General features: G+C 50.2%; 24 protein-coding genes and 2 pseudogenes. 9 read left to right on the top strand and 17 right to left on the bottom strand.

Annotated elements, in window-relative coordinates; genetic code table 11:
• Positions 1–43: 43 nt before the first annotated feature.
• Complete coding sequence (locus CJP46_RS22755) at positions 44–679, bottom strand: hypothetical protein (RefSeq protein ID WP_256992479.1); 636 nt, start codon at positions 677–679, stop codon at positions 44–46.
• Between the two features lie 479 nt (positions 680–1158).
• On the opposite strand from CJP46_RS22755, the gene CJP46_RS22750 reads away from it, so the two are divergent.
• Positions 1159–1854, top strand: coding sequence for a hypothetical protein (locus CJP46_RS22750; protein ID WP_094597928.1), 696 nt, complete (start codon positions 1159–1161; stop codon positions 1852–1854).
• A gap of 128 nt (positions 1855–1982) precedes the next feature.
• Here the strand turns inward: CJP46_RS22750 and CJP46_RS22745 are convergent, their stop codons facing one another.
• The 3 genes from CJP46_RS22745 to CJP46_RS22735 all read right to left on the bottom strand — a co-directional run bounded on the left by CJP46_RS22745 (position 1983) and on the right by CJP46_RS22735 (position 5018).
• The gene (locus CJP46_RS22745) at positions 1983–3059 is read right to left on the bottom strand and encodes a bifunctional glycosyltransferase family 2/GtrA family protein (RefSeq protein WP_094597927.1); all 1077 of its coding nucleotides are present in this window, start codon (positions 3057–3059) and stop codon (positions 1983–1985) included.
• Between the two features lie 31 nt (positions 3060–3090).
• Positions 3091–4095 (bottom strand): phosphodiester glycosidase family protein, encoded by a 1005-nt coding sequence (locus tag CJP46_RS22740; RefSeq protein ID WP_094597926.1) that lies wholly within the window; start codon positions 4093–4095, stop codon positions 3091–3093.
• Between the two features lie 293 nt (positions 4096–4388).
• On the bottom strand, positions 4389–5018 hold the full coding sequence (locus CJP46_RS22735) for an HD domain-containing protein (protein WP_094597925.1): 630 nt from the start codon (positions 5016–5018) through the stop codon (positions 4389–4391).
• A gap of 251 nt (positions 5019–5269) precedes the next feature.
• Here CJP46_RS22735 and CJP46_RS22730 point away from each other — a divergent pair, with 251 nt between their 5' ends.
• On the top strand, positions 5270–5599 hold the full coding sequence (locus CJP46_RS22730) for an ArsR/SmtB family transcription factor (RefSeq protein WP_094597924.1): 330 nt from the start codon (positions 5270–5272) through the stop codon (positions 5597–5599).
• A gap of 6 nt (positions 5600–5605) precedes the next feature.
• Positions 5606–5743, top strand: a pseudogene (locus tag CJP46_RS37175) (SRPBCC family protein); the annotation flags it as partial.
• A 51-nt stretch (positions 5744–5794) separates the two neighbouring features.
• Here CJP46_RS37175 and CJP46_RS37605 read toward each other — a convergent pair.
• The 6 genes and pseudogenes from CJP46_RS37605 to CJP46_RS22700 form a co-directional block, all read right to left on the bottom strand.
• Positions 5795–5887 (bottom strand): annotated as a pseudogene (locus CJP46_RS37605) (hypothetical protein); the annotation flags it as partial.
• A 70-nt stretch (positions 5888–5957) separates the two neighbouring features.
• A complete protein-coding gene (gene sigJ / locus CJP46_RS22720) occupies positions 5958–6818 on the bottom strand; it encodes an RNA polymerase sigma factor SigJ (protein ID WP_094598231.1) in 861 nt (286 codons plus the stop codon).
• Positions 6819–6851: 33 nt separating this feature from the next.
• On the bottom strand, positions 6852–8030 hold the full coding sequence (locus CJP46_RS22715) for an NAD(P)/FAD-dependent oxidoreductase (protein WP_094597923.1): 1179 nt from the start codon (positions 8028–8030) through the stop codon (positions 6852–6854).
• A gap of 75 nt (positions 8031–8105) precedes the next feature.
• Entirely contained in the window at positions 8106–8609 is a 504-nt protein-coding gene (locus CJP46_RS37600; protein ID WP_373558030.1) for a DUF3995 domain-containing protein, read from the bottom strand.
• Between the two features lie 119 nt (positions 8610–8728).
• Positions 8729–9151 (bottom strand): DUF3995 domain-containing protein, encoded by a 423-nt coding sequence (locus CJP46_RS37595; RefSeq protein WP_373558029.1) that lies wholly within the window; start codon positions 9149–9151, stop codon positions 8729–8731.
• Between the two features lie 47 nt (positions 9152–9198).
• Positions 9199–9714 (bottom strand): TetR/AcrR family transcriptional regulator, encoded by a 516-nt coding sequence (locus CJP46_RS22700; RefSeq protein ID WP_218831048.1) that lies wholly within the window; start codon positions 9712–9714, stop codon positions 9199–9201.
• A 110-nt stretch (positions 9715–9824) separates the two neighbouring features.
• On the opposite strand from CJP46_RS22700, the gene CJP46_RS36230 reads away from it, so the two are divergent.
• From CJP46_RS36230 to CJP46_RS22680, 5 genes are all read left to right on the top strand, one after another.
• Complete coding sequence (locus CJP46_RS36230; protein ID WP_256992477.1) at positions 9825–9983, top strand: hypothetical protein; 159 nt, start codon at positions 9825–9827, stop codon at positions 9981–9983.
• 129 nt (positions 9984–10112) lie between these two features.
• Entirely contained in the window at positions 10113–10904 is a 792-nt protein-coding gene (locus CJP46_RS22695) for an energy-coupling factor ABC transporter ATP-binding protein (RefSeq protein WP_256992476.1), read from the top strand.
• A complete protein-coding gene (locus CJP46_RS22690) occupies positions 10904–11788 on the top strand; it encodes an ATP-binding cassette domain-containing protein (RefSeq protein ID WP_256992475.1) in 885 nt (294 codons plus the stop codon). Before CJP46_RS22695 ends, CJP46_RS22690 begins: the two co-directional genes overlap by 1 nt.
• Positions 11770–12513 (top strand): energy-coupling factor transporter transmembrane component T family protein, encoded by a 744-nt coding sequence (locus CJP46_RS22685; protein ID WP_094597917.1) that lies wholly within the window; start codon positions 11770–11772, stop codon positions 12511–12513. The genes CJP46_RS22690 and CJP46_RS22685 overlap by 19 nt, the downstream gene beginning before the upstream one ends.
• A 19-nt stretch (positions 12514–12532) precedes the next feature.
• The gene (locus CJP46_RS22680; RefSeq protein ID WP_094597916.1) at positions 12533–13117 is read left to right on the top strand and encodes a hypothetical protein; all 585 of its coding nucleotides are present in this window, start codon (positions 12533–12535) and stop codon (positions 13115–13117) included.
• A 36-nt stretch (positions 13118–13153) separates the two neighbouring features.
• On the opposite strand, the gene CJP46_RS22675 is transcribed toward CJP46_RS22680, so the two are convergent.
• From CJP46_RS22675 to CJP46_RS22665, 3 genes are all read right to left on the bottom strand, one after another.
• Positions 13154–14044 carry a cation diffusion facilitator family transporter gene (locus CJP46_RS22675; RefSeq protein ID WP_094597915.1) on the bottom strand — a complete coding sequence of 297 codons (891 nt, stop codon included), beginning with the start codon at positions 14042–14044 and terminating at the stop codon, positions 13154–13156.
• Positions 14045–14298: 254 nt separating this feature from the next.
• Complete coding sequence (locus CJP46_RS22670; RefSeq protein WP_306431072.1) at positions 14299–15162, bottom strand: cation diffusion facilitator family transporter; 864 nt, start codon at positions 15160–15162, stop codon at positions 14299–14301.
• A gap of 305 nt (positions 15163–15467) precedes the next feature.
• Positions 15468–15839: a winged helix-turn-helix transcriptional regulator gene (locus CJP46_RS22665; RefSeq protein ID WP_179281278.1), complete on the bottom strand. Its 372-nt coding sequence runs from the start codon at positions 15837–15839 to the stop codon at positions 15468–15470.
• Positions 15840–16185: 346 nt separating this feature from the next.
• Between CJP46_RS22665 and CJP46_RS22660 the strand changes: the two genes are divergently transcribed.
• Positions 16186–16848 (top strand): nitroreductase family protein, encoded by a 663-nt coding sequence (locus tag CJP46_RS22660; protein WP_094597913.1) that lies wholly within the window; start codon positions 16186–16188, stop codon positions 16846–16848.
• A 189-nt stretch (positions 16849–17037) separates the two neighbouring features.
• On the opposite strand, the gene CJP46_RS22655 is transcribed toward CJP46_RS22660, so the two are convergent.
• The 4 genes from CJP46_RS22655 to CJP46_RS22640 form a co-directional block, all read right to left on the bottom strand.
• Positions 17038–19974, bottom strand: coding sequence for an InlB B-repeat-containing protein (locus CJP46_RS22655; protein WP_179281277.1), 2937 nt, complete (start codon positions 19972–19974; stop codon positions 17038–17040).
• Between the two features lie 4 nt (positions 19975–19978).
• On the bottom strand, positions 19979–21946 hold the full coding sequence (locus tag CJP46_RS37170) for a dockerin type I domain-containing protein (protein ID WP_256992474.1): 1968 nt from the start codon (positions 21944–21946) through the stop codon (positions 19979–19981).
• Between the two features lie 189 nt (positions 21947–22135).
• The gene (locus CJP46_RS22645; RefSeq protein ID WP_094597910.1) at positions 22136–23239 is read right to left on the bottom strand and encodes a response regulator; all 1104 of its coding nucleotides are present in this window, start codon (positions 23237–23239) and stop codon (positions 22136–22138) included.
• The gene (locus CJP46_RS22640; protein WP_094597909.1) at positions 23217–26327 is read right to left on the bottom strand and encodes a hybrid sensor histidine kinase/response regulator; all 3111 of its coding nucleotides are present in this window, start codon (positions 26325–26327) and stop codon (positions 23217–23219) included. The genes CJP46_RS22645 and CJP46_RS22640 overlap by 23 nt, the downstream gene beginning before the upstream one ends.
• Positions 26328–26463: the final 136 nt, after the last annotated feature.

Genomic DNA, 26463 nt, shown 5'->3' with positions numbered 1-26463 from the left:
GAATTCAAATAAAGACAAGGCTGGCCCCAGGCCAGCCTTGTCTTTATTTATTGTCCGCAGAAGGTACAAATGTAATTTGATCGGCAATCAATTCATTTTTAGCAGGATCGAATTTATAGGTGACATTGAAATCGCCTACGTATTGGGGAGACACTCCGACACTCGCCCCTAACCTGGAGATGATTTTTTGATTTTCCAACCCGTAATTAATGACACCCCCGAAGCTGAGCTTGTCTTGCTTGAAATTTAGATCGGGAACATGATAATCAAATTGATATTCTTTTCCCTGCGATTTCACCTTAATAGCTAAAGTCTCATTATTTTTCCGGGTAACCTTTGTTTCAATCTGGTCGGCGACAATCTCCTGATAGCTCTGTACTTTGATTTCGGAGAGATCCTTACTGTTCAGCACATGTATTTCATCAATGCTCAAACCCGTGCCTCTTCCCGTATTGAAGATGATCACAGCCTCTTCCTTCCCATCGCCTGTAATGTCGGCATAGAAAACCCGGGGTTCTTCAAGCTTTGGAAAACTCCAGTTAAATTCCTTCTTCATTCCATTCACTTCAACGGTTACCGAAGCATATGATGAATTCTCTTCCTTACCCGGCGTTAGCTTTACTTCCTTATTTTCCGAAGACCAAGATTGAGTATCCTGTGCCGTTCCCTCATTGGCCACCTTATTTTCCTGTCCAGGCTGAGTCGTTACCTGAGTGCTTGTTGTTTTATCCGTACTTGTCGAAGAACGGGTCTGTTCACTATTGCAAGCAACAAGAGATCCTAATATTAATATTGATGTTAAAAATAACGCGACTTTGTTAATGATAATCCTCTCACTTTCTCTAGTTGATATGTAATGTATTCATTATATCTACTCGTTCATCCAATAAGTTTAAAAAATGTATTTTATTGTTTAAATTAACGTAACCACGCATGATAGGAACTATTCGGCATCTAAAATATAAACGCTGCTTACGCTAATAAAGTAACGGCTAGAATCAGAAATCCCTCTCCGTTATTACTGGAACTGCTCGAATTCAGCTAATCCATCCGTGAGCGATTGAGCGAACCATAAATGTTCCATACTCGAAGGAAAAAGCCCCCCGCGTCCAGAATATAAACACCTATGAGCGTATGATGATGGGAGAGTGAGCGCACATGAGCGATGAGCAATGGCTGAAAGTTTCCGATTTGGCGGGACAGCTTGAAATTCCTCAGCCAACAATCAGACGATACATGGACCGGCACGGACATCACTTGCATACGAAAAAGCAGCATAAAAGTTATCTGATATCTTCCACCGCCATCCCCACGCTGGCCCGGATCCGCGACGAATACTCCAAGGGACTGAACGGGGAGCAGGTTGAGGAAGCCCTTCTGATCGGCCAATCATCCACGATCACGATCGTGAACGACGCCAGCGTCCACAAGGATGAGCGCGTGAGCGGTAATCTTGCCGAAGCCTTGTCAGAACTGGAGAAATCCGTGATCGATCGATTTAACAGTCAGGAACAATTTAATCAGCATCTGATCGAACTGCTGCAGCGTGAGCAGGAAAAAATCGAACGTCTCACCGAGCTTCTTATGAAGCAGACCGAAGCGGCGGCGGCCTTGTCTCCATCTGTTCCAACCCAGAGCCGGAAGACGGCGGATCACCTGACGGAACGAAGGGTAAAGCGTCAGCTGGAGAGCGAAGCCTTGGAGCTCTGGCTTAACAAGCCTGCGCCGGAACGAACGAAAAGGAACGTTTTGTTTCAAAGGAAAGAGGACAACGAGGCTAAGGAGAAATTTGTTAGGGATTACGTGCTGGAACATTACGTGAGCCGTTTAAACGAGGAATTTAATCGAAGCTAGACCTGTTTGAAAAGCTATGAATATACGAAAAAGAGCGGTCCATATTGGATCGCTCTTTTTTTATAGGGAGCCAGACTGCATTCAGCGGAAGCTTTTCTTGCGATATAAGGACTTCAAGCCCGCAAAGCTTATACTTTTTTATATCTCTTAAAATGCGCCTTGGGCGGCCTGCCGCCGGAACGAGCTCGCGAATGGAACACGAATTTGCGCTGGCACCAGTAGCTGAACACGAACAAGAAGCCTTCCGTGAGCAGCTTGGCGATGAAAAGCGGGATTCCCAGGATCTCGTGAAACAATACCATCAGGCCGTAATTCAACACGAGAATCAGCACGACCAGCGCAAAGTATTTCGGAGCCGATTCGATCAGCCGGGGGGCGTCCCTTTTCACGAATACATAACGCCGGTTCATGGCATAGTTGAAGATGGCGCTGCACAACCGCGAGCCCACCACGGCAACGAGCAAGCTGCCGGTAACCATCTGGAGCGCGAAGAGCAGCAGGAAATCCAGCCCGGCCGACAGTACGGATGAAGAACAGAACTTCAGTATAGGGGCATAGATCCGGGCGGAATCCGCGATCGGGCGAAAATGGGACGACTTGTTTTTTTCCAAATAGACGGTATCGATGGGCACCTCATGGATGGGATAGCCATCCCCGCGTGCCTGCAGCAGCATGTTCATTTCATACTCAAAGCGGTCGCCCGGAATGCTGCACATCCAGTCCAGCATCGCCGAAGAGAAGCCGCGAAGCCCGGTCTGCGTGTCCGTGACGGCATGCCCGGTCGTCAGAGTGTACACCAGGCGGGTCGCTAGGTTGCCGAACCGGCTTCGCAGCGGCACCCTGCCGGTAAAATGCCGGCAGCCCAGCACGATATGCTCGGGATGCTCATCGACCGCCGCGGCAATCCGTACGATATCGGACGGAAGATGCTGTCCGTCACTGTCCGCGCAGACGATCCCTCCCGTCTCCCCCGCCTCCTTCAGGAAGGTAAAGCCGGTTTTTAAGGCCCGCCCCTTGCCAAGGTTCTTGCCGTGAGTCAGCACGATGCAGCCGGCCTCACGCGCCGAATGAAACAGCTCCCCGTAGGCCTCCCCGCTGCCGTCATCGACCACGACGATCCTGCAGCGGCAAACCGCCTTCAGGTCGGCAATCAGCTGCAGCAGTCTCTGATCAGGCTCATAGGCCGGAATCAATACGGTTGTCATGTCGGTAGCCTCCTTCATCTTCGCCGGTCCTTTATTCCCCAACATAAATAATGTCGCTGACGCCGCGCTCCTGGCCTTTGCCTCCGGGACTGTTGACGACTCTGCCCATAAAGTACATGGTCGATGAACCGCCGCCGTCGAGGTTGTAGGCCTCGGTCGCCCCCAAGTCCTCAAACAGCTCCGCAAACTCGTTCAGCGTCATGCCCCGGCTGTAATTCTGCTGCCGCCCGTCGACCACGACAAACACGTAGTGATTCGGCGAAATGATGCCGATCCCCGTGCGCGGATTGGCCTCGTCAATGGTCCGGTTGCCAAAATTGGTATCGATTTTGACGTGATCAAAATCCTGCACCGTCGCGCCGTCCTTCACCAGAACCGGTCCGAACGAGAAGGTATTCGTTACGCCCTGGGCAAGTAAATCCTCGGCGGAAACCTCCTCCTCGTTATACGGTTTCATCGTCCCGTCGGCGAACAGCGCTAGCCCGTCACGCGCAGGCTCATCGCGATACAAGGTGCCGTTCCGGATGACGACGCCATCGTTTCGAAACCCGTAATAGTCCCCGTTAATGGCAAAAATGGCATTGTTGGCGGAGGCGATCTCCGAGGTATGCTCGGTAATGTTACGGCCGAAAGTATGATCCGCGAAAGCCGTCCGAAGATTGGATGCGTTCTTCAGCTGAACATCGGCGACGTAATACGTAATTTTATCCTCGCCCGAGCCGGTCTCCACTTGTTTGACCGAGATATCTACGTTATCGCTCTTGTAGTTCCAGTCGTCAGAAGTGGCGTTTGCCGCTGAGGCCGTGGATGTCGTAGATGCTGAGTTCGTAGCAGCCGTCTTCGTTGTAGCAGCCGACTGCGTACCTGAAGCGGATGACGATATGGCCGCTGCCGTGCTGGGCTGTGCAACCACCTCTTCCACATGCGGGATCAAATAGCGGTCGGCCAGTCCGTACAGGATGCCGCCGACCGTAGCAACGGACAGCGTGAGACTGATGAGCAGAATTCGCTTGGACTTCTTTTTCTTATTGTTCATGGATGATTACTCCTTGTGGCTTGTATGGGATAGCCCTAGAGTAAACCCGTTTATTTAAATGGAACTTAAATGGGAGGAGGAATTGATGAAATGCCGCAGAAGTGGAGTTCTAACGGAGATGCCGGTGAGGTGGCAGAACGGAATGGTTGAATCTTAGTTCGAAAGCATATGTAGGGAAATATTTTTTAAAAAAAAGAGGAAAAATCTATTGAAGCTGGATAGCTCAAGAGGACGAATTGAGGTTCAGTAAGATCGAAAAGCAGGAGAATTCAAATCATCATGCAAATCATAACTTATGAGGCCAATGCTTCTTTCGTAATTTTTTCAATATCGATCGGGGATCTGGATCCTTCGCTTACTAAATCGGGGAGAATATGCTGCAAAAAGTAGTCGACGCAATGAAGCTTGATTCCTTTAATTTTGATGAGGGCATCTCTATACATGACGACAAACTCTTTTTCCGTGTTTCCCCGCTGCAGCTCGGTAAAAGCTTCGTAGATCTGATCGAGTTTATCGGCTACTTCCAGTATTCTTCCTTCTACGGAATCGTCCTTGCCTTCGCGCAATTGTCTGCGGAATATAGGCTGAAACTCGGCCGGGATATGCTCGTCAATGAAATGGGCGACCATGCCTTCTTCCACTTGCTGCAGCATCGCCCGCAGTTCGAGGGAGTGGTGCTTCACGGGCGTTTTGATATCCCCGATAAAAATCTCGCCGTAATCATGACTGCTCGTAATTTCGTACAGCTTCTTCCAGTCCACCGTGACTCCGTTGGTTTCTTCAATATCGGCTAATGTTTTGGCGTACTGGACGACTTTCCAAGAATGAGCGGAAACGCTGTGCTCTTCAAATTTGAACTTGCCGGGACAACGAATAATGCGTTCGAGGTCGTTTAATGATTGGAAATACGTATGAATTCCCATAGCTGCACCCTTTCCTTTCGTAAAATAGTTTATATGCTGTTGTACGTCCAGTATACACTCGGTTTGTTAAAGGACCGTAAAGTGGGGTCAAGAAGTTATTGGGAACCGGGGGATGCGCGTTTGCGTGGGATCTCGGCGACTCAAGTCATTTTAATAACGTTATTGACACGACACTAAATGGTGCCATATAATCAAATCGTCACCAAACAGTGTCCTATCAGGAAATCGAGAAAAGCTTAGGAGAGGATGTTGTGAGCGAGAACAACGAGAACCGGGATGTGTTTGACGCCATTGCAGATCCAACCAGACGCCACCTGATTCGTCTGTTATCCGAGACAGAGGAGCTGCCGCTGCATGAACTTACGCCACATTTTCAAATGGGCCGGACGGCAGTTTCCAAGCATTTGACCATCCTTAAAGAGGCGGGACTGGTACTTGACCGGAAAGTCGGCCGAGAAACGCGATTCAGGCTGAACGCATCTCCGCTCAGTGAAGTTCAAGATTGGGTGGCTTACTACACCCAGTTCTGGAATACCAATATGCTGCGCTTGAAACAACTATTAAGGGAAGAAGAGGAATGAGTTTAGCAGCACACCGTCACCTGGACGCTGGAGGATTTAGGAAAAGGAGAAGTGAACCTTCATCTCGAGCAAACCGGAATCCAATGGGGCGCTAAGTATGGTTTGAGCAAATGGTGCGGCGATCTTGAAAAGGTCGTGACCTAGGGTCTTGTGGAGCCCGCGAGAAACCGCGGGCTTCGATTTGCGGGTCAGGGTCTCTGTATCGCGCTGATCATGGTGCTTGAGCGGGTGAGCGAAAACCTCGCTGATCGCGTTCAACGGAAATAACGGCGTGTTGTAGCGTGACACCATGGCCATCAGTATTTCTATCATGAGTCAAAGTAAAAAAACGGAATCACCTTCCCAAACTCGGATTCGATCATAGGATATGCTTCAGCTTGTCCGAATTTCTCTGGATGTACAGATTTCTTAACTTTCCTCTTTCAAAGTGCATGAAAGCAACGGCTACCACTTTACTTCCGGAACGGGCAACGATCCCAATCTGGCCATTGATATTCGCCAATCCAATATCAAGCCCTCCTATAAGCTTCGGAGCTTTCCTATACGCTCCGAGTAAGAAACGAGCTGCAAGTTCGCGTGTTTGGATCGGACGCATAGCCGCAATCGCTCTACCTCCACTGTCAGAGACAATCAGCACGTCTTCCGAAAGCAGCTCCATTACTTTATTGATATTGCCTTTCTCAAGTTCAGTTAAAAATAATCGAACCCATTCTTCATTATTCGATTCGTTTGATACCGGTATATTTTCCGAGATGCCCATCTTTCCTCTGGCTCTACTCATCATTTTACGGCAGCTTACTTCATTTTTATCGAGCAACTCGGCAATTAACGGATATTCAAAACCAAGAGCCTCACGAAGGACGAATACGGCACGTTCTGCAGGAGATAAATGTTCAAGGAGTACCATCATGGCATAAGAAAGCAAATCGTTACGGACAACCGCCTCCATCGCATCCATCTCCGGGGTCGGAGCAGGCTCCGGCAACCATGGACCGAAGTATTGCTCCCTCCGCTTACGTGCTGATTTGAGAAGGTCGATACTACGGCGGGTCACCATCTTGCAAAGATAGGCTTTAGGTTTCGCCAATCGATCGGGGTCCACGTCATAAAGTTTGATAAACACATCCTGCACGATATCCTCAGCGTCTGCTACCGAGCCGGTCATCTGGTACGCGATTTTAAACATCAATCCTTTATATTGAACATAAAGTTCTTCCACCTCATTACCTCTATTCCCATCCATGGCTTTTCACTACCTCAACAGACTCGCAGCATCCCATCCGTAGTTTTTGATTCTCCAAGCTAGCTTTCCTGTAATAAGGAAGTCCACCCCCCACTTCCTCGTCCACAGTAATCCGCGTTCAGCTCCCATTCCGATGCAAAAAAAATTCAGCAGCTCTTTATGGGCGGGAGCAGGGCGACCTTCTATGTCGGCGATGACGATCTTCCTCAGCCTTCGGGCTTGAACAATCCCCTCTTTGCAAGTCATCGGATCTTCGTGTCCCGTTACAGGGTCGACGATTCTTGCACAATCGCCGATACTATATAACCCGGCCTCCCCCCCGATTCGGTAACATTCGTCAACTTGAACCCGGCCATCAGCGGTAAGCGGCACTCCCAGTGATCTCAGAATGGGGTTCGGTTCGAGTCCAAGTGTCCAGATGCACAAGCCAACAGGCAAAGATCGCCCATCTTGCAAGCTTAATTCCCCGCCCTTCTCACGCAACGCGACGTGTTTATGAAAGACAGTAACCCCGTAATCGGTTAGGAGACTTTGCAGCTTTCGACCTACTTTATCCGGCCCTTCCATGAATAACCGATGATTCGCGTTAAGCAAGTAGATCCGAACCTGATTCGGATCCAGTCCATGCTCGGCAGCTTCAGAACGCATGGCAAGCCCCAATTCAGCAGCGGTCTCGATCCCGCTGATACCTGCTCCTGCAACGGCGGCGGTCAGAAGCCTCATTCGTTCCTGGGGGTTGAATTCTACGGCAGCTTTGCTAATATTCGTCCGCCATTTCTCTCTGATGGCGATTCCTGAATTTATATCCGTCAGAGCTATACCGCCAAGGTCTTGATTTGGCCGTTTCACGACACTGCCTGCTGTGAGGACGAGAATGTCATAATCTAGATGGTGTTCGTTTCCACTCGAATCTAAATATTGAACATGTTTCTCTCCACTTCCTATGGCTGTTACTGTACCATGAACGAATTGAATATGCTTAGGCAACAAACTAGACCATGGGAGGTCGATCCTCTCTCTACCGACGGCCGGCCTGAATAACAACACCTTACGAATATGGTTAGGTTCCTTGTCAATAAGGGTAACCCGAATCGTCCGCCCGAGCTCCTTGGCCGATTTCCCCAACTCTTTAGCCGCATGGAGGCCTACATGGCCTCCCCCAACGACGACACATCTCACTTCTTTCATCGAAATGCACCCCTTTCAACTTTGCACATTTAACGATGAAGTATGGTATTCTGTGACGCCGTGACGTCTAGAATTTTATCCGGCGTCATTTGTTGAGTTCGTATGATGAGGTCGGTTTTTTTTCGACTTCAACAACGAGGCTATTCTGCTCTGATAGAACCAAGCAGTCAAACCATAGAGAACGCCGCCAAGAATAAAGTACCCATCCATTGCCCGGCTTGACCATAGCGTATACGTTGATATATGTTCATCTCCATATGTTTGCTCATACGTCAGTCCAGTGATCCCATTTGGCAGAAGGCCCGTTGACCGAAAAAAATCGTCGACAAATCCTGCGCCTCCACGCAGAATCAATACTACGCATCCAATCCAACATGCAATTACTATCATCAGGCGAGTAAAATACCGCCTCCAAGATCGAATCGTTGCAAGGGGAACGATAGTGCCGGCAGCAAACATAATGATGACAACGTAAAAATAAATCCATTCCGAAAGACTCGTGGGAAGAGGAGGAATTGGACTCGATGCGTCACCAAGGCCAAAGCGCCCACCAAAAGCCCAATAAATATGGAATAATATAAATACAGAAACCCAAACAAATGACGCATAACCTGGCCAGTTCTTTTTGATTGCGCTGTAGACATTTCAGCCCCTCTTTCTGTAAACCATATTTACAAACAACTCCTCATTTATTACTTTCATTTCCGCGTCCTACGCAGGTAAATCCGGGTTGTTGTTACTAGAAGAATCGCCCCGATCATCACATAGGCATCAAAAAACCTACCTGCCCAAATGACATAAACCGATCCCGAACTTCCGAAGAAACCATAAGGAAGGATCCCGGATACTCTCATCATCTGGTCGATTCCCCCAGCTCCCCCTCTTAGGACAAGCAGGAAACACCCAACCCAAGCAGGTATTAACACAATCCACCGCGGTACCAAAATACCCCATGACCGGACAGCCGCGAGAGAAACGAAAACACCTGCCAAACACATGATGGATACGATAATGTCGGCAGCTACTTCTACTGAATCGATGTTGTTAGTGCCTGGATCGCTCGAAATCGCATAGTATCCTCCGAGAGCCGAGTAAATATGAGCCGCTGCAAAAACGACCATCCAGATACTGGTCGCGTACGCAACCCAGCTTTTAGAACGAGTGAGTGTCATAAGAGCTTCTGTATCTCTCTGTAGAGTTTTTCTAGATCTTGACCTTGGACGGGCGGAAGGAGATGTTGACCTCCCACATGGAGGCTGTAAAATAGCCTAGCCATATCGCGAGAACGTTCACGATCATGACAGTGTTGCCAGAGAATCTCTTCGAGATATTCGAGTCGTTTTTCGTCAATACGCTGCTGGTATGATGCAACAAACGGGTCCAGTAAGGCCCAAGCCCGTATGGCCACGTCCAGTTCGTATCTTCGTTCTAGTGATGTCTTCATGATGAGTTCAAACTTATCGAGTGGTGAAAGTTGTTGTTCTGCAATATTTATGGTCCTGAGCGTTCTCTCATTTTCATATAAAGAGAGAAGGTTTTCTTTATAGTTTTGCCAGTTCTTAAAGTGATGGTAGAATGACCCTTTCGTCACTCCTAAGCGGCTTGTGAGTGTATCAATCGTTAAGAAGCCCGCACCTTGTTCTCCCAGTAGTGAAAACCCCTCCTCCAGCCATTTCAGTTTCATTTTTGTTGACATCCTATCGACTCCCTTAAAAACCATGATCTCTACATCGATTTCAACATACCATACCGTATGGTATGGTGTAAAGTGATCATTACTTGGAACGCCCACGCTTGAGTCCATTCAAAGTAAACCGGCAACGGGTGCGGGTGCTTGAAGGAGACGATGTGAAGAGACGCATGCTGGAGGCTTCGGTGAAGGCGCTGGAGCGGTACGGCGTGGTGGAAGAAGCTACGAATAAGGATGAGGAAGCGTTGGACCCCGCTCAATGAGCGGGGTTTTGTGTTCAAGAGCGGCCGAAAAGAATATGGCGGTGGGTCGTGCCGGAATTCCCCTTCTATGGAAAACGGGAACGGAATATACATGATGAACGATGGTCTTCAAAAATGGGGGGCTCAGAAATGAAGCCTGTTCTTTCGTTAACGGACGTATGGCTGCGGTACGATTCACACCAGCCTTGGGTACTTCGTGGAATTAACATCCATATTGATGAAGGGGATTGGGTGACCATCCTCGGTGCAAACGGCTCGGGCAAATCGTCATTCATTCGTTTAATGAACGGCCTCCTTCAGCCTACTAAGGGAGAAGTCATCGTTTGCGGAATGTCGGCAAGTGAACCCGAGAAATTCATCGATATTCGAAAAGAAGTGGGTATGGTATTTCAAAACGCCGAAAACCAAATTGTGGGGATCACTGTCGAGGAAGATACGTCATTTGGATTGTATAACTTAGGGTTCCCTAGTGACGAAATCGCATCCCGGTGCCGGGAAGTGTGGAGCTTACTCGGGCTGCCTGATAAACAGGACTCTCCTCCCCATTTCCTGTCCGGCGGAGAGAAGCAGAAGTTGGCGATCGCCGGCGTTCTTGTCATGCGGCCCCGGATCATCCTGTTCGACGAACCCGCCTCCATGCTTGATGCAATAAGCACCCGACAGCTGTATGCGCTGATGACCGACCTCCATCAAAAAGGCTGCACGATCATTGTAGTCACGAACGAGGTGGAGGACATGTTTTATGGTAATCGCCTTGTCATGATGCATGAAGGTGATATCCGTTATGATGGCCCGCCGCTGGAGGCTGTTAAGCATTCGTCCATTTTTAAAGATTGCCGGCTTCTTCCTCCTTTTAGGACTCGCATGCGCGACATCGCGGCAAATTGGGGGATAGAGTCATGGCTTGAATCGGTGGAGTGATGATGGATATTCATTTAGCACATGTAACCGGCATTCATTCCCCGAAAACTCCATATACAAGGACAGCTCTGGAGGGGATCTCATTAAGCATCCCATCGGGCCAGTTTGTAGCCGTTATGGGGGCGAACGGAAGTGGAAAGACCGCATTGGTGCAATTGATTTGCGGTTTGCTCCACGCTGCCTCGGGTCACGTCCAGGTCGGACCTTACGATATGAATAAAAAGTCCAACCGCCGCCGGGCTTGGAGGGTCCTTGGCTATTTGCCGCAATATCCCGAGCACCAAGTCACGGAGGATACCGTATTTAACCATATTGCTGCCGGATTGGAGCATTTAGGGCTTACAGATGAGGATGTTAAAGAGAGGGTACATCAATATCTAGAGGACGCTGGCTTGTGCAGTGAACGGTATAAGAATGCATCACCTTTTCAAGTCAGCGGTGGTGAATTACGCCGGGCAGCTCTCGCCGGTGTTTTGGCCGCTGAGCCGAACATCTTAATCCTCGACGAGCCGACGGCCGGCCTGGATAGCCTGGAGCGCCTTAACATCCTCACCTGCATCAAGCAGATCCATTTGAAACAGCGCATGACCGTTTGCTACATCACACATCGGCTTGAAGAAGCGCTGGAGTACTCCGATCGAATTCTTGTTGTGGAACATGGCCGATTATACGCAGACCTCCATCCTTCTGAAATTCGTTCGCACTGGCTGGAGCTTGAACAAATCGGCTTTGTGAAAACTCCCCTGCTTCGTTTCTTGGATCTATTCGAGAAAAGATTTGCCGGACATCGAACGCGAAGCATTTATAAGGAGGACCAGTTGGTGTCATACATCAGGGAGATGGGCGTGGGAGGGAGTCAAGACGAGTGCAATGGCTTAGACTGATGCCTTTCGGCTCATTCATGAATACACGCTCTTTTGTTCATAGCGCTGATCCCCGCGCCAAACTGATATTTTCTGCAACCTATCTTTTCCTGGTCGCCAATTCAGCGGGGTTACAAGATATCCTTATCCTTGCAGCTTCCTCCCTCGTGCTCCTCTTGCTTTCCAGGCTTCCGATCGCCTATTTATGGGCTGGACTTCAAGGACTCCTGCCTCTGCTATTGGGGTTATTTGTGTATCATCTGCTGATCAATCCTAGCTTAACTCAAGCGATGGCCGTTCCCTGTCAACTGGCATTAATGATCGTGACGACAACTACGTTCACATTAACGACCTCTCCAAGAATGCTTACGCAGGGGTTAGCAGCGATCCTGCAACCGCTCCGCTTCTTTCGGTTTCCTGTTCGAAAATTCGTACTCATGTGTTCGTTGGCATTCCGATTTATGCCCCTTTTGATCGAAGAAATCGACATGATGTTTAAGTTGGCCAAAATCAGAAATGCCCGTTCTGGCAGCACCAGTCTCCGCATCACCCTCCAGCGTCGCCTTAACATTTTCTTGGCTTTGTTTTATTCCGTTTTCCGCCGTGCGGACCAACTGGCGTTTGCTATGGAAGCACGCTGCTTTCCCGGAGTTGAACGCCAGGCGGATTCCTTACGTTTGGGTTGGCGGGACGGGGTCCTCGTTGGATTTGCGCTCACGCTGGTTCTGATCCGTATTTTCATCTAAAGGTGGCGAGATATCAAAGATGATGGGCAAGATCAAAATTTACTGGGTCGGATCCGCTTCACGTACAGGGATCGATGAAACGCGCACACGGTTAGGTATAGGGACATTTACGACAAGAAAAATGATTGCTGTCGCCTTCCTATCTTCCATTGCCGCATTGCTTCAAGCCATGGGCGGAATTCTGCCAGGCATAGGTTTTTTGTTCAGTCCCTTTGCTACAGCGCCCATTGTCATATCCTCTCTCTTATCCGCCGGTTCCGGATTGCTCGCTTATGTGCTCACGCTGTTGCTTCTCCTTTTCATCCAACCCAGCGAACTGGTTGTTTTCCCGCTAACGACAGGATTATTAGCCCTTGGAATTGGGCTGTCCCTCTTCTATTTGAAAACACGTTTGGCAGCCGTTCTGGTTGGAGCGGTTGTATTATGTTCCGGCATCCTGCTGCTGCTCAGCGTCTTTCGATTCCCTGTGCTTGGGCCGGCCGTGTCGCCCGCCATTGATTTCAAGACAGCCGCTTTAATTTTTGTCTTTTCACTCTTCTATAGCTGGCTATGGGTCGAAGTGAGCATGCTGCTGATTCGAAAACTGAACAGGCGGAATGAATAGAATATGAAGGCTCAGCATCATGCGCAAGTTTGAGGGCTACTCTTCATACCAAGGGTTTAAATGAACCATGACTTCTCCGACATCCGAGTGATGCTCCATAATCGTTTGTTTAATATTTCTGGAAATATCATGCCCTTCCTGAACACTAAGCTCAGCCGCCACCCCGACTCTAATATCAACAATAATATAATGGCCGTGGTCCCGCGCACGAAGGCGGTCTAAACGCTTTACTTCCGGAACCGTTTTGACTAACTCCGTAAGCTCGTTCATTTTCTCCAAGTCAACGTTTTTCTCCATCAGAACATCTACCGAGGATCTTCCCATATGAATAGCGAGCTTTAAAACCAAATAAGCGACAACGATTCCGGCAATAGGATCTCCATAGGAGAGAATCGCGATATCATAATGATCGCCGATCATTCCCAATGCGATGCCGATGACCGCTGCAATGGAAGCATAGACATCCGCAAGATGGTCATAAGCTGTGGCAATGAGCCCGCTGCTTCGATGACGTTTTCCAATGGCCATCGTATAAACATACAGAATTTGCTTCAATACCAAAGAAAAAGCCGCTGCGGCCAAGGCGACGACGGTTGTTTTGTGCGGGGGTTCGAACAGCACCATAACGGAATGATAGGCCATATATAGAGCCGCCAGCGCTAGAATGATGGCCACGACCCCTGCTCCGACCACCTCAGCCTTGCCATGACCATATGGATGATCCTCATCCGGGGGCTGTTTGGAAATTCGCATGGAACTGAGGGCTGCACCTGTGGCGACGACGTCTCCTGCATTATGAACGCCGTCGGCAATGAGTACTGGACTATTGGACAAGAATCCAACACCGAGTTTAATGGCGGTTAACACAATATTACTGATGAAGCTGATCCAAATGGCAATTGTCGATTGTTTGTCTTCACGGTTCACGCGTCTTTAACTCCTTACACATTCAGTTGTATCCATGGTAAAAACGATAGGTTTTAATAGTAGCGTACAAATACCGTGTGGGTCTAGAGAAACAGTTTTTGACCGTTTCTAAAAAATATGACTTGGCATAAATAGTTGTACGGGTGAAAAACATTTTTACAAAACAAAAAACCTCCAAAATGGAGGCTCATCTTAAGAGTCTGAATGGCCGTCCCACATATACATCCAGCAAATGTATCGGCAAGGTACATGGCTTAGTCAGGTTCAATATGAACCAGGACGTTATTAATCTGGTGTCTCTCCATGAGTTCCTGCTCGATCGTCTCCGTAATTTCATGGCCCTCTAGTACACTCATATCTTGATCCACGACGATCGTAAGATCGACGAAAATCTGGTTTCCATGCACCCTTGCCTTGATATCTTTAACCTTTTCCACACCATCCATCACGCTTACTGTGTTCGTAAACTTTTCAAGCTCTTTTACATCGAATCCATCCGTTAACATGTGAGAGGCCTCCCAGAAAATATCCCAGGCGGTCTTGCAAATCAGAAGTCCGACAATGACAGCGGTTAATGAGTCAAACCAAGGAAGCCCCCAGATGCTGCCCAGAATGCCGACGACCGTTCCCAAACTTACGAGCGCATCCGATTTATTATCTGCCGCAGCCGCCTTTAGTGCATGACTCCCCGTTCTTTTGGCCAGGCGCGAATTGTACAGAAAAACCCAAAACATCACTCCCGCCGAGAAAAGGCCTACCCAAGCCGCAATCACACTGGGGGATTGAAAGTCCCCCTGAATGAATTTAGTAACAGAACTGATCAGAACCTCGATACCAACGGCAGCCATAATAAAGGAGGCCACCATAGAAGCTACGGTTTCCGCACGAGAGTGCCCGTATCTGTGATCTGCATCAGCCGGCTTTTTCGATATTTTCAAGCCAACGAGCACAGCGATCGAAGCAATGATATCCGTCGTATTATTCAAACCGTCCGCCATTAGAGCTTTAGAATTCGAAAAATAGCCAATGACCAATTTTAGTAGAGATAAAGCAATGTACACCATAATGCTCAGCCAGGCCCCAAACTCGGCATTGTTTTTCTTTTTGGTTGTCACCACCACGAGCTCTCCTATCTGGTTTAGAGTTCCTGACCATTATATAAAATGATATTTGAGTGGGTCTAGAGAAACAGTTTTGCCCAGTAGGGAGAGTTTTTCTGTATTGCAATAGGGTTTGAACCAACTAATAAAGTTGTCCTAACACAAAATGTCAGACGACTCTGGGTATTTTAATCAAATTATTGACTTTATTCATAGCTTTCATCAGGAACTTAAAAGCACCTCGAAGAGAAATTCGGGGTGCTTCTTGATTTAAGATATGCCTATGATCTCATGACTGGCTTAGGATTTACAGGTGTGCTGGCTTAACGCTTATGCTGCAGCGACGTTTTACTATCGTCAACGAGCTTCGGATGTTCCCCCCAGTTTTCACCCCATATGCGCAACTCGCGAAGCACAGGAATGTACGCCTTTCCTTTATCCGTTAGCGAGTACTCCACGGTTACAGGTGAAGTGGGGAAAACCTGGCGATTGATGACTTCATACCGCTCCAAGTGTCGCAGGACATCCGTTAAAGATTTGATGCTGATATTGTCTAAATTTCTGCGCATTTGATTAAATCGTTGCGGACCCAGACTAAGTAAGGTAAGCACCAAAATAGACCATTTACCGCGAACAACCTCCAAGGCTTCACGAATAGAGATGAGGCATTGTTCGTCCTCTTTGCTTACGTCCACAGAAATCACTCCTGACTAAAATATAGGTAGTCTATTTTATGAAGCTATATAAAAATAATGTGTCTACTTTAGATTATACATTTAATAATTTATAGTAACAGTAGGACTTATTTAACTGCTATGATTCAGTTTAAGGATGAACAGTCTTATAAAGCTTAGGGAGCGTTTGAGGTATTGCTTCATACAGAGAGTGCATGAGATTGTTCCATCAGGTCTGGCATTCGAAGACCGCAGGCAATGTGAGCTTGTAACTGTAATTTATTTAACTTCAGTTAATAGTTCGACTGCATTATATTTAACATATTGTGCCTACATGGAGCACAGTAATGATGAGGAGGAGAGAAGCATGTCCGTTGCACAATCGTCCCAAACGGTGGAGCAGCAACCGTTTTTTAACGTTATTCAAGATCGGCGGTCCGTCCGCTACTATGATTCCGATGTAAAAATCTCACGAGAGGAAATGAAAGAAATCTTGCAGCAAGCTACGTTGGCTCCTTCAGGCGCCAACCTTCAGCCTTGGCGGTTTCTCGTCATCGATTCGCAGGAGCTGAAGCAAAAACTGCTTCCGATCGCCTTCGATCAGCAGCAAGTGGTTGAGGCTTCGGCTGTCATTGCGGTACTCGGAGATTTGGAAGGCTACACATTGGCCGAGAAAATTTACGGAATGGCGGTCGATGCGGGTTACATGCCTGAAGAGACAGCAAAATCGTTCGTGGAACGCTATCAAGGGATGTTTGCGAGCATGCCTCCAGAGAATGTTCTCCGAAAGGTATTTATTGATAGTGGATTGGTATCCATGCAGCTTATGCTCGTCGCCCGCGCTAAGGGCTATGATACGGTCCCGATGGGCGGCTTTGACCAGGCTAAATTTGTAGAAGCGTTCGATATTCCGGAGAGATACGCTCCTGTTATGCTTATCGCCATCGGTAAGGCGGCGACACCCGGACACCCGACGGTCAGATTGCCGATTGAGGATGTCGCTTTCTTTAACGAAATGCCTAAGGCATGATATAAATCATTTAAAAATGACGCTCAAGGATATGAACTGTACCCCAATTGTTAGACACAACTAGCAATTGGAGGTACATTCTCTTGTTGTTGAAGAAAACGAACATATAGAAAAAACCAACCTCCCCTTCCATTTGATAAGGATAGGAGGCTGGTTTTATGCTGCTTTAAAAACTTTACGTTCTCGTAACTAGTTGACGTATCGGTTATCGATAAGGTTGGCCTTGATCAAAAACCGCTGTACAATCGCCGCAGTTTCGGCGCGTGTCAGGTTTCCAGTCGGCGCCAAGCCTTCAGCCGATCCTTCCACGAGGCCGCTCTTCACGGCTGCGGCCATGGCCGGCTTAGCCCAGGAAGCAATCGCTGCCCGGTCCGCAAACGAAGACAGCAAGGACTCCGCATCGGCACCGTCGGCTTCAAGACCAGCCAGCTTCATCGCCCGGGTCATGATCACCAACGCTTCCTGCCGGGTAATCGTCCGGTTAGGAGCAAACGTCTGATTCTCGTAGCCTTCGATCAAGCCGTATTCCACAGCCTTGGCGACAGCGCCTGCATACCAATCAGCAGAATTGACATCGCTGAATCTGGTGCCGTTGCCGCTGTCGTTGTCGGACAATCCCAACGCCCGGACCACGATGGCTGCGAGCTCCGCCCGTGTAATGACCGCATCGGGATTGTAATGGTTCTCATCGGTACCTTTGACAATCATACGAGAAGCCATGTCGTTTACGGCCTGCTTCGACCAATGTCCTTCCACATCCGCGAAAGTTTTCGGATTCCAGATCAGGAAGTAATCGCTATTGGTGAGGCTGTTCACTACTGCATAGTGCTTCCCATCACGAGTCGTGATATAGGTAGGGACATGACGTACGCTTCCGTCCGTGTTCAGCACAGCTGCCGTTGTCACCTTGCTCGGATCAACGCCGGCGGGAAGCGGAATTTCGCGTTCCACGTAGCTGCTGAACTGCTCGACGCTTACCGTTTTACCATTGTAGGAAGCCGTTACATTAAAGGTGACAGGCGGAGCCGCAACATCAAAATTTCCTTGGGCCGCCGCAGTTTCTGCAAGAACCGCCGCAGCCTCATCGCTCTTGGCAATCTCCACATGAACAATAATGTCCGAAAGTTTGACCTGTTCACCCAGTTTAGAGGAAATATCGTCGATGGCAATTTGTCCGGCAGGCAGCTTGTAGGTACCGCTTGGCGTCTGTACCTCCAACACCGCTTGCTTGTTTTCCATACTCTTCACCGCTTCACCCGTCAAAACCACCGATACCTTGTCCACACTGGTAGTTACGGGAATAACCACGGTGGACTTATCTGCCGACTGCTTGAGCTGATCAGCCAGCTTGGACGGATCAATCGTTGCCGTCAGCACCGACTTGCCGTTCTCCTTAGTGGTCGAACCAGCAGCAATTTGGTCTTTCACAACGCCATCGACAATGACTTGAAGACCAGCAGGCTTACTAGGGGTCGTCGTGCTTGGAATGGATGGCGTGCCAGAGTTATTCGAATTGTTCGAGTTGTTTGAACCGTTTGAACCATTGCTTGTCCACTTCGCATACAACGTCATATCGGACGTGACCGTATCCGCCGCGAAGTTCCAAGCGTTGGTTCCCGCTGCTTCTTTGTACCAGCCTGCGAAGGTGTAGCCCGCTCTCGTCGGCGCTGGCGGAGCGCTGATTATCGTGCCGCTGTCCACATTGGTGATGCTGGAAACTGCACTGCCTCCCTGTGAATCGAACGTCACGGCGTGCTGCACTGGTCCCTCTTTGACCGTTACCTTGCCAGGGATCAACGTTTTTTCCATCTCAGCCCCGAATGCATCCAAGATTGAGAAAAGCGTCGGCTCTTCCGTCTGCACCGTCAGTTTCTTAACGCCTAGTTCTGCCCCGCTCTTAATTTTGAAGCTTACGGTAAACAACTTATCTCCCGCCTTGATCGGCGTATCGCCCGCATCGCTGTCTACCCATGCCGTTTTGAGCCAGCCTGCGTCATTATCGTAATTGGAGTCGAAGTAATCACCCGCATTTTCTGTAACGCCTGTTACTTCCAAGGCCTCCGTGTCAAAATCAATCTGTACACCGTAGGCTGCTATCCCGTAGGTGGAATCAGCCACTGCGACGGGTACGTCCACCGTAGACCCAGGCGTTCCGCTCACCGAGCTAATCTGAATCTGCGCCGCGTGCCGCATCCACTTCGCGTACAGCGTTACATCGGACGTTACCGCATCTTCCGCGAAAATCCACGCATTCGTTCCCTCTGCTTCCTTGTACCAGCCTTCGAACGTGTAGCCCGCCTTCGTCGGTGTCGGCGGCTCCGAGATTGTCGTGCCGCTGGTCACACCTGTCGCAGGCTCTACCGTGCTACCTCCCTGCGAGTCGAACGTCACGGTGTGTTGCTCCTGCGCAGTCGCTACCCACTTCGCGTACAGTATCATATCGGACGTCACCGCGTCTTCTGTAAAGTTCCACGCGTTCGCTCCCTCTACTTCCTTGTACCAGCCTTCGAAAGTGTATCCCGCTTTCGTCGGCGATGGCGGAGCACTGATCGTCGTGCCGCTGACCACGCCTGTCGCGGGCTCTACCGTGCTACCTCCCTGAGAATCGAACGTCACGGTGTGTTTAGCATTCGCTGCCTTTACGGTGATTTTGCCCGCTTCCACCGTTGTGGAGGCAATAATATTACCCTCGTAAAGTTCGCTCTTGAGAACGGTCAGGTCCAATTCACCAGGCTCTGCAGAATCCTTAATTTTGAAATGAAGGGTGAATGCCTCAGTTTCTTCCATGATTATTACCGGATTGGCTTTTACCTGGATCGTCCCATTGCTGGAGAAATCCGTTTCAAAGCTTCCCCCATTTGAAGGGACATCCAATTCATCTGTAACTTCATTCCCAGACACCAATTCGAGTGATGCAGCATCAAAACCGATCGAAATGTCGTACTGGTTGATCAAGTCCTCCGGTGTCAAAAACACCGAAACATCCACAGATTCCCCAGGATACCCCTCATCGCTGCTTACCTTCATCGAATTTGACGCTATATCCGACTCGGCATAGCCCATCGTTCCGAAAGGCAAAAGCATAACGGCCGCCAGCATTGTCAAAATCACTTTTTTCCAACGCATTGAATCAACCCTTTCCCACGGAGATGGCAAGGATCGCTTTAACATCCTCATCGTCCCATTGCCCATCGCCGTTCATGTCGAGCGCCTGCAATTGCTCCGGCGTCAGCGTAATCTTGCCTTTGATATATTTGCTCAACAGAAGCGCGTCCGCAGCCGTCACCTTACCGTCACCATCCGCGTCCCCCATAACAAACGCCGTGTAATACGCGGTATACGTCACATCAGCCGTCACCGTAGATGTCGCTACCTCTTGACTGCTAAGCTTTGTAATGCCTCCATCGCTGCTCCAACCCGCAAAATGGTACCCCTCTTCAGGCGTGACCGTCGGTACCGCCGCCGGGTGCTCGCCGATCGTCACCTGTTCACTCGTTCCGCTAATCGTGCCGTGATCTCCAGGCAAGTAGCTTACCGTCGCAATCTGCGTTGTAAGCTGTGCGCTCGCTTCCACCGAGAAGGAGCTCTCCCCATTACCGTTAACGGCCGTCACGACGAAGTAGTAGGTCGTTCCACCCTCAAGCCCTTGAACTTTATAATGGCCGGTCGTGCCATCTACCGTCGCAATCGGATCGGGGCCGTACACCCCGCTGGCGGTGCCTTGATAAATCTTGTACTTCGCAACCCCGCTCCCCAAATTCCAGCTAAGCTCCGCTTCCCCATTTCCTGCAACAGCTTGTAATCCTGTAGGGGCAGCAGGCGGTTCCCGACGCTCAGACACATGAATTTTTGAGACGTCGGACCAGGCTAGATACATGGCATTGTTCAATATGGCAAAAGAAGTAACGTTGCCGAGATTCGTGTCCGCCAGTCCCTGGTCCGCCGGGCTCCAATTCGTGCCATCGTATTCCACGACCCGGAGGTCCCACTGGAACCCTTGTGAATTCACATCGTTCCAAACGGCAACCAGTTTCTCATTATATACAAATAAATTCGGAGCTTGTGATTGGGCCCCCTCCGGTTTATCCAAATTCCCACTGCCGACAGGGCTCCAGATGCTTCCATCGAAGCTGCTTACCTTCAACTGAGCGGGATTGTTATCCCTCCATACCGCGTATAACAGCCCGTTATAGGCTTGCAGAACCGGGCTTCCTGCCGATGTCGTCGTATTCGTAATCCCCGAATTCCCCGATACGTTCCCCCAGTTGACCTTTCCTGCACCGTTGATCGTTCTTTTCATGACAGGAATATAAGAGTAATATGGGCTGTCGACCATTTGCTCGCTCCAAGTTAAATAAAGCTCGTCTTGATAGACTGCGAACCGCGGCCCAAATGCCGTTCCGTTTGGAACGAACGTCATATCCACCGCTTCGTTGGTCCAGACGCTGCCGTCATATTTTTTCACTTGAATTTTACGGCCCGTACTCCCGTCCGAAGTACCTATCCAAGTCGCATACAATTCGTCGTGATAAACGAGGAGCACCGGCATTTCACCTCTGCCGCTGCCGCTTACCGGATTGCTTCCACTTGTCGTAGAGACCCATCCGTCCCCACAATTTTTCTTGGCCATAATCTGGTTGAACGGATACCCCCCCATGAATGAAGTTTCAGCTTCCGACCAGATGGCGTACAAACAGCCCTGAAATACTGTAAGCGAAGGACTGCTTGCACTGCTGCTCGACATAAAGTTCAGGCCACTCCCGTCATCAGCTGCCGACCACTGACTGCCGTCCCACTGCATTACTCTTATTTCTGTTCCCTGCTGCATCGGGTTATTCATATATTCCTTTTGCTCTGACCATGCAGCATACAATTGGTTGTTCCAGATCGCGATGCTCGGGTCCCTCGAGCCGGAGTTCGCACTTGTACCCGCGCTGAGCCCACCCCCGTCGATCGGCTTCCATACGACTCCTTTCGCGGCGGAAGCTTGTCCTGGCACCGCCACCAGTTGGAGAATCGCCCCGAACAACATGACCAGGCTTATAACGACGGATATGACCGCGCTGCAAGCGGTGTTGTTCCTCTTCTGTGCGTTCATGTCTGACCCTCTCTTTCTGAATAGGTAAATTACGGACCTCATGGTCATGAGATCGCCTGCATTTGAGTCTCATTGTAACAAGCAGCTCTCAACATTTTCACAACAATACTCCCAAAAAACGACAAAAACGGCCTCCAGACCCATGTCTGAAGACCATTTTTCGACATTTTTAGCGATTACTCTACGGTTCTAACCTTCGTCTAAACGCATCTGCTCCTTCATGAAATGCACCTGGCGGACGCCAGCCTGATCCCCGGACCTGCTTAAAACATCCGCCAGCAAATCATAATAATGCCCTTGGCTTGGCTCCACTTCGATCAGCTTCCAGAGGAGCAGCATGCGGGATTCATCCTTCGCCCGGTCCAGAGCCGCAGTCATCGTTGACAACAAGGTAGAGCGAAGCTCGATCCGGTAGGCGCTTGCCCAATCGTAATACTCCATCTCCAAGTAGTCGCCGGCATATAGCTGAAGGATGTCCTTGATGTCAGCTCCAGCTCCTCCCTGCTCCAGTCCCCCAAGCAGATCTTCCAAATCGCTGCGAACAGACGACGCATCAATCCAGTAACGATCATCTCCGTACTTCACAACCGCTTCGTATCCGACCGACTTAAACAAGCTCCGCAAATAATAGAGTGAGGTATGCAGCAGCTTTTGCCCTCGCTCCGCCGGATCATCCGGCCATAAATGCTCCAGGATGGCGTATTTGTAAACCGGCTGCCTCCGGTGATGCCAGAGGAATGCGAACAACTCCTTCGTTTTCTTAGTACGCCATGTCAACAGCCGGCCGTCCGGGGCATAGAGCTCCATGCTGCCCAGCACTTTAAGCGACAATGCCGGCTTATCTTCCGCACGACTTTCCGGTTCAGCCGCTAAACCGGCAACACTCAGCGAGCTCCCTACGACAGAGTCACCGCTACGGCTTTCCTTTTTGGCTTGCCGGTTCGCATAACGGGACAGTACCCTAACAAGCCTGTCCTTCGCGACGGGTTTAAGCAAATATCCGATGGCGTCGGTGTCGTACGCATCAATCGCATATTGATCATAGGCCGTGACAAAGACAATTTCTGCGTCTGGACAGCTCGCAGCCAGCGCTCCTGCAGCCTCCAGCCCGCTCACTCCAGGCATCTCGATATCCAAAAAGATTAAATCCGGCTGAAGGGCGCCGCATTGTGCCAGCGCTTCGGCAACCAACTGAAACCTGCCCGCCACTTCCACGCCGCCAACCTCGTTCAACATAATATCCATGACGTCAAGCGCGATCTCTTCGTCGTCAATCAGAATGGCTCTCCACATAACGCTCCTCCGTCAAATAAATCGTTATTCTGGTTCCCTTGCCTGGGCGGCTATGAATCTCTAAATTTCGCCCGTACCTCATTTGCAGCCGGCGGTTTACATTACCGATACCGATTCCACCAGCCTTTCCCTGTTCCAGCCGTTTTAGGGTGGCCTCGTCCATCCCGGCCCCGTCATCCTCGACGACGATCTCCACACCTCTGTCGGCAGAGCGAATGATGATGTCCACGGTCCCTCCCTCAGGCTTTTGCCCGATCCCGTGGCGGACGGCATTTTCGACAATGGGCTGAAGGGTGAGCGGGGGCAGCAAGCAGTGTGCGTCTTCGTCGATCGTATAGCGGACAGCCAGCCGTTGACCGAATCGAAGCTGCTCAATCGCCAGATAGGCGCGAACCAGCTCCAATTCCCTATCCAGCGGGACTTCATCCCCGTGAAAAACAAACATAAATTTGGCGCGGAGGTAGGTGGTCAAATGATGGATCGTTTCCCGCAGCTTGTCCACATTATTGTAGCTAAGCCCAACCAAGGCATTCAGGCTGTTGAACAGAAAATGTGGGGGAATCTGTGCCTGCAAAAAGTCCATTTCCCGGCGCACTGCCCGCTCCGACGAGCTTTTCATCGCGAGCAGCGACTGCACCCGGGCCCGGAGTTCCGCCAATTCAAAAGGCTTATGCAAAATGTCGTTGGCCCCCGCCGCAAAGGCGGCCAGGATGTCGCGCGTCTGTCCCGAGGCGGTCAGCATCAGCACCGGAAGTTCGGCCAGCCCGTGCAGAGAACGGACTTCCCGGCAAATGTCGAGCCCCGATACGCCGGGCATCATCAAGTCAAGCAGCACCAGGTCGGGCTTCTGCTTTCCGCGGAGTGCCTCCAGGGCCTCCGTCCCGCCGCTCGCCGTCGTATACGTATGGCCCATGGAGGCGATCGCGTCCATCGCTACTTTCAGATTGGAGGGTTCATCGTCGACGATCAAAATATGGAACTTTTCCTCCTGTCCACCGGACGCGGATGGGAGGGCGGAGAGCGGTGTCAAGTTCTCCTGATATGCTGTAAATTCCTTGTACTCTGCGTACTCCTTATCCCCTGTATATTCGTCAATTTCGGCGATTTCCGTCACCGCAGCTGCCTCATGCTCTCCGCTCCAGGCAATAGGCAGTGTGAACGTGAACCGGGAGCCCCGGCCCACCTCGGACTCGACGTGCATTTGCCCGCCCTGCAGCTCGACCAGCTGCTTCGAAATGCTAAGACCCAACCCGATGCCATCACGCGAATGGGAACCTTCCTCGTCATGTTGGAAGAACGGCTGAAACAAATCGTCCATGACTTCTGCCGGAATTCCCCTCCCCGTATCGCTAACCGAAACAGCCAGCAGCTCCCCCCGCCTCTCGGCCGAGATCGAGACCATTCCCCGGTCAGTGTACTTTAATCCGTTCTCAAGCAGATTGTGCAAAATTTGCCGCAGCCGGTTCTCGTCTGCCAGGACAAGAGGAAGCGCGGGAGGCAGCTCGTCCGCAAGCCGGACGCCACTCTTGATGGGCGCGATCGACAACGTCTCCATGACGAATCGGGTCGATACGTACAAATCGACCGGCTTCGGCTGTACATCGAGCTGACCGTACCGAATCCGGTTCATATCAAGGATGTCATTTACCAATCCTGCAAGCCGCCGCCCGATCAGATGCAGCAGCCTGATGTTCTCACGGTGCTCCGCTGCAAGCGGCTTCTTCTTGTTTTCTAGCAGCGTCTCCGACAGATTGATGATCCCGTGCAAAGGCGTACGCAGCTCATGCGACGTTTTTGCCAAAAATTCATCCTTTTGCCGGTCATGGACCAGCAGCTGCTGAGCCAAGCGTTCACTCCGCAGGAAAGCTCCGCGAATCCGATCCGCCATGAGGAACGACTGCGACAGCACGACCAGCAGCAGCGTGACAATGATGTAATAGGGGCTATCCAGCGCCAACTGATAGCGGGTCTGGGCAAAGATCCAACTGATAATCAAAAAGAACACGCCGAGCAAAATATAATAAATCCGCACCCCATGGTGGCGATTGCGAAAAACAGAGGTAAAAATGAAGCCGAAAGCTACAATCTGCAACAAAATGCCGGGCCACAATAGAATTAGCAGACGATCATTCGGGAGCAAGACGAGCAAAGCCAAATATACGTAGGAAACCCAGCGAAATGCCTTGAACCAGTGCCCGCTCCTGTCGCTCAGATAGAGGCGTACATAGTGAATAAAGAACAAAATGGCCAAGTACGGAAGAATGAACAACAGCTTCTGCAGCAAGAGAAAGGACAGGGAAGGAACCAGGTTCGCCACAACGATTTCGTTATCGATGCTGAAAAAAAGCCCCAGCGCCCAACAGAACAAGCTGAAGAAAATCAGGTATGGCTCCTGACGCCACTGTCTGAACATGCCCGCAAAATAAATACCGAAGACCAGCAGCGTCGTAATGACGATCACGTCGGCCATACGGGCGTTGTCCCGGCGGTTCATGACATCGGCTGTCGGCCCGAACTCGGGAGCCTGCACAAGCCCGCCTTGCAGATTTCTGTAGCTCGCCACCTGAACGATAATTTCGATCGTCCGGTCCTTCACCTCAACCGTTCCAAGGAAGGGAAGATTGCTGGGCACAAAACCGGCGTCTGACAAAGCGGTTTGTCCTGTACCGCCAAGCTCCTGCCCGCCCATGTAGATGTGGCTCGACATCCGAATCTTTTTGGCCCGGAAACCGTAATCGCCAAGGTCGCCTACCAGCAGGCGCAGCCGGTATGTCCCCGCGCCGTACCCATCGTCAGATACCTTCTTCTTCCATCCTCCAGGGACCGGGAGAAAGCTCCGCTCCGCTCGCAGCTCTGATCCCTGATCCGCGAAGTCCTGGGGTGTCAGTAATTGGTCCTTGTAAAATTCCCACTCCCCTTGAAGCGGAATAATCCCCTGCTGCGAAAAATCCCAATCCCTGGCGTCCAACACGCCTTCTCGCGCCTCCGGGTAGTTGACATTTGGGTGAAGCCATTCATAAATAAAGATCGAGGTAGCGACGGTAAAAACGAGCACCATGGCGATCAGACCTGACAATTGCCTTTTCATAGCTGCATGTTCCTTCCCATTTATTACCAATTAAATCCAACTAAAGCTATCATACCATGCCTCCCCGGTTTTGTTGTACATGTCTGGTACCTTCCACGGAAGAGGGACGGCGATTTCTTATTGTAGTGTCTGTGTT

Origin of the sequence: Paenibacillus sp. XY044 (assembly GCF_002257645.1) — a bacterium.
In the GTDB taxonomy this organism is placed as follows: domain Bacteria; phylum Bacillota; class Bacilli; order Paenibacillales; family Paenibacillaceae; genus Paenibacillus_AQ.
Note: the sequence above shows the minus strand (reverse complement) of the source record. Positions and strands in the feature narration are given on the sequence as shown.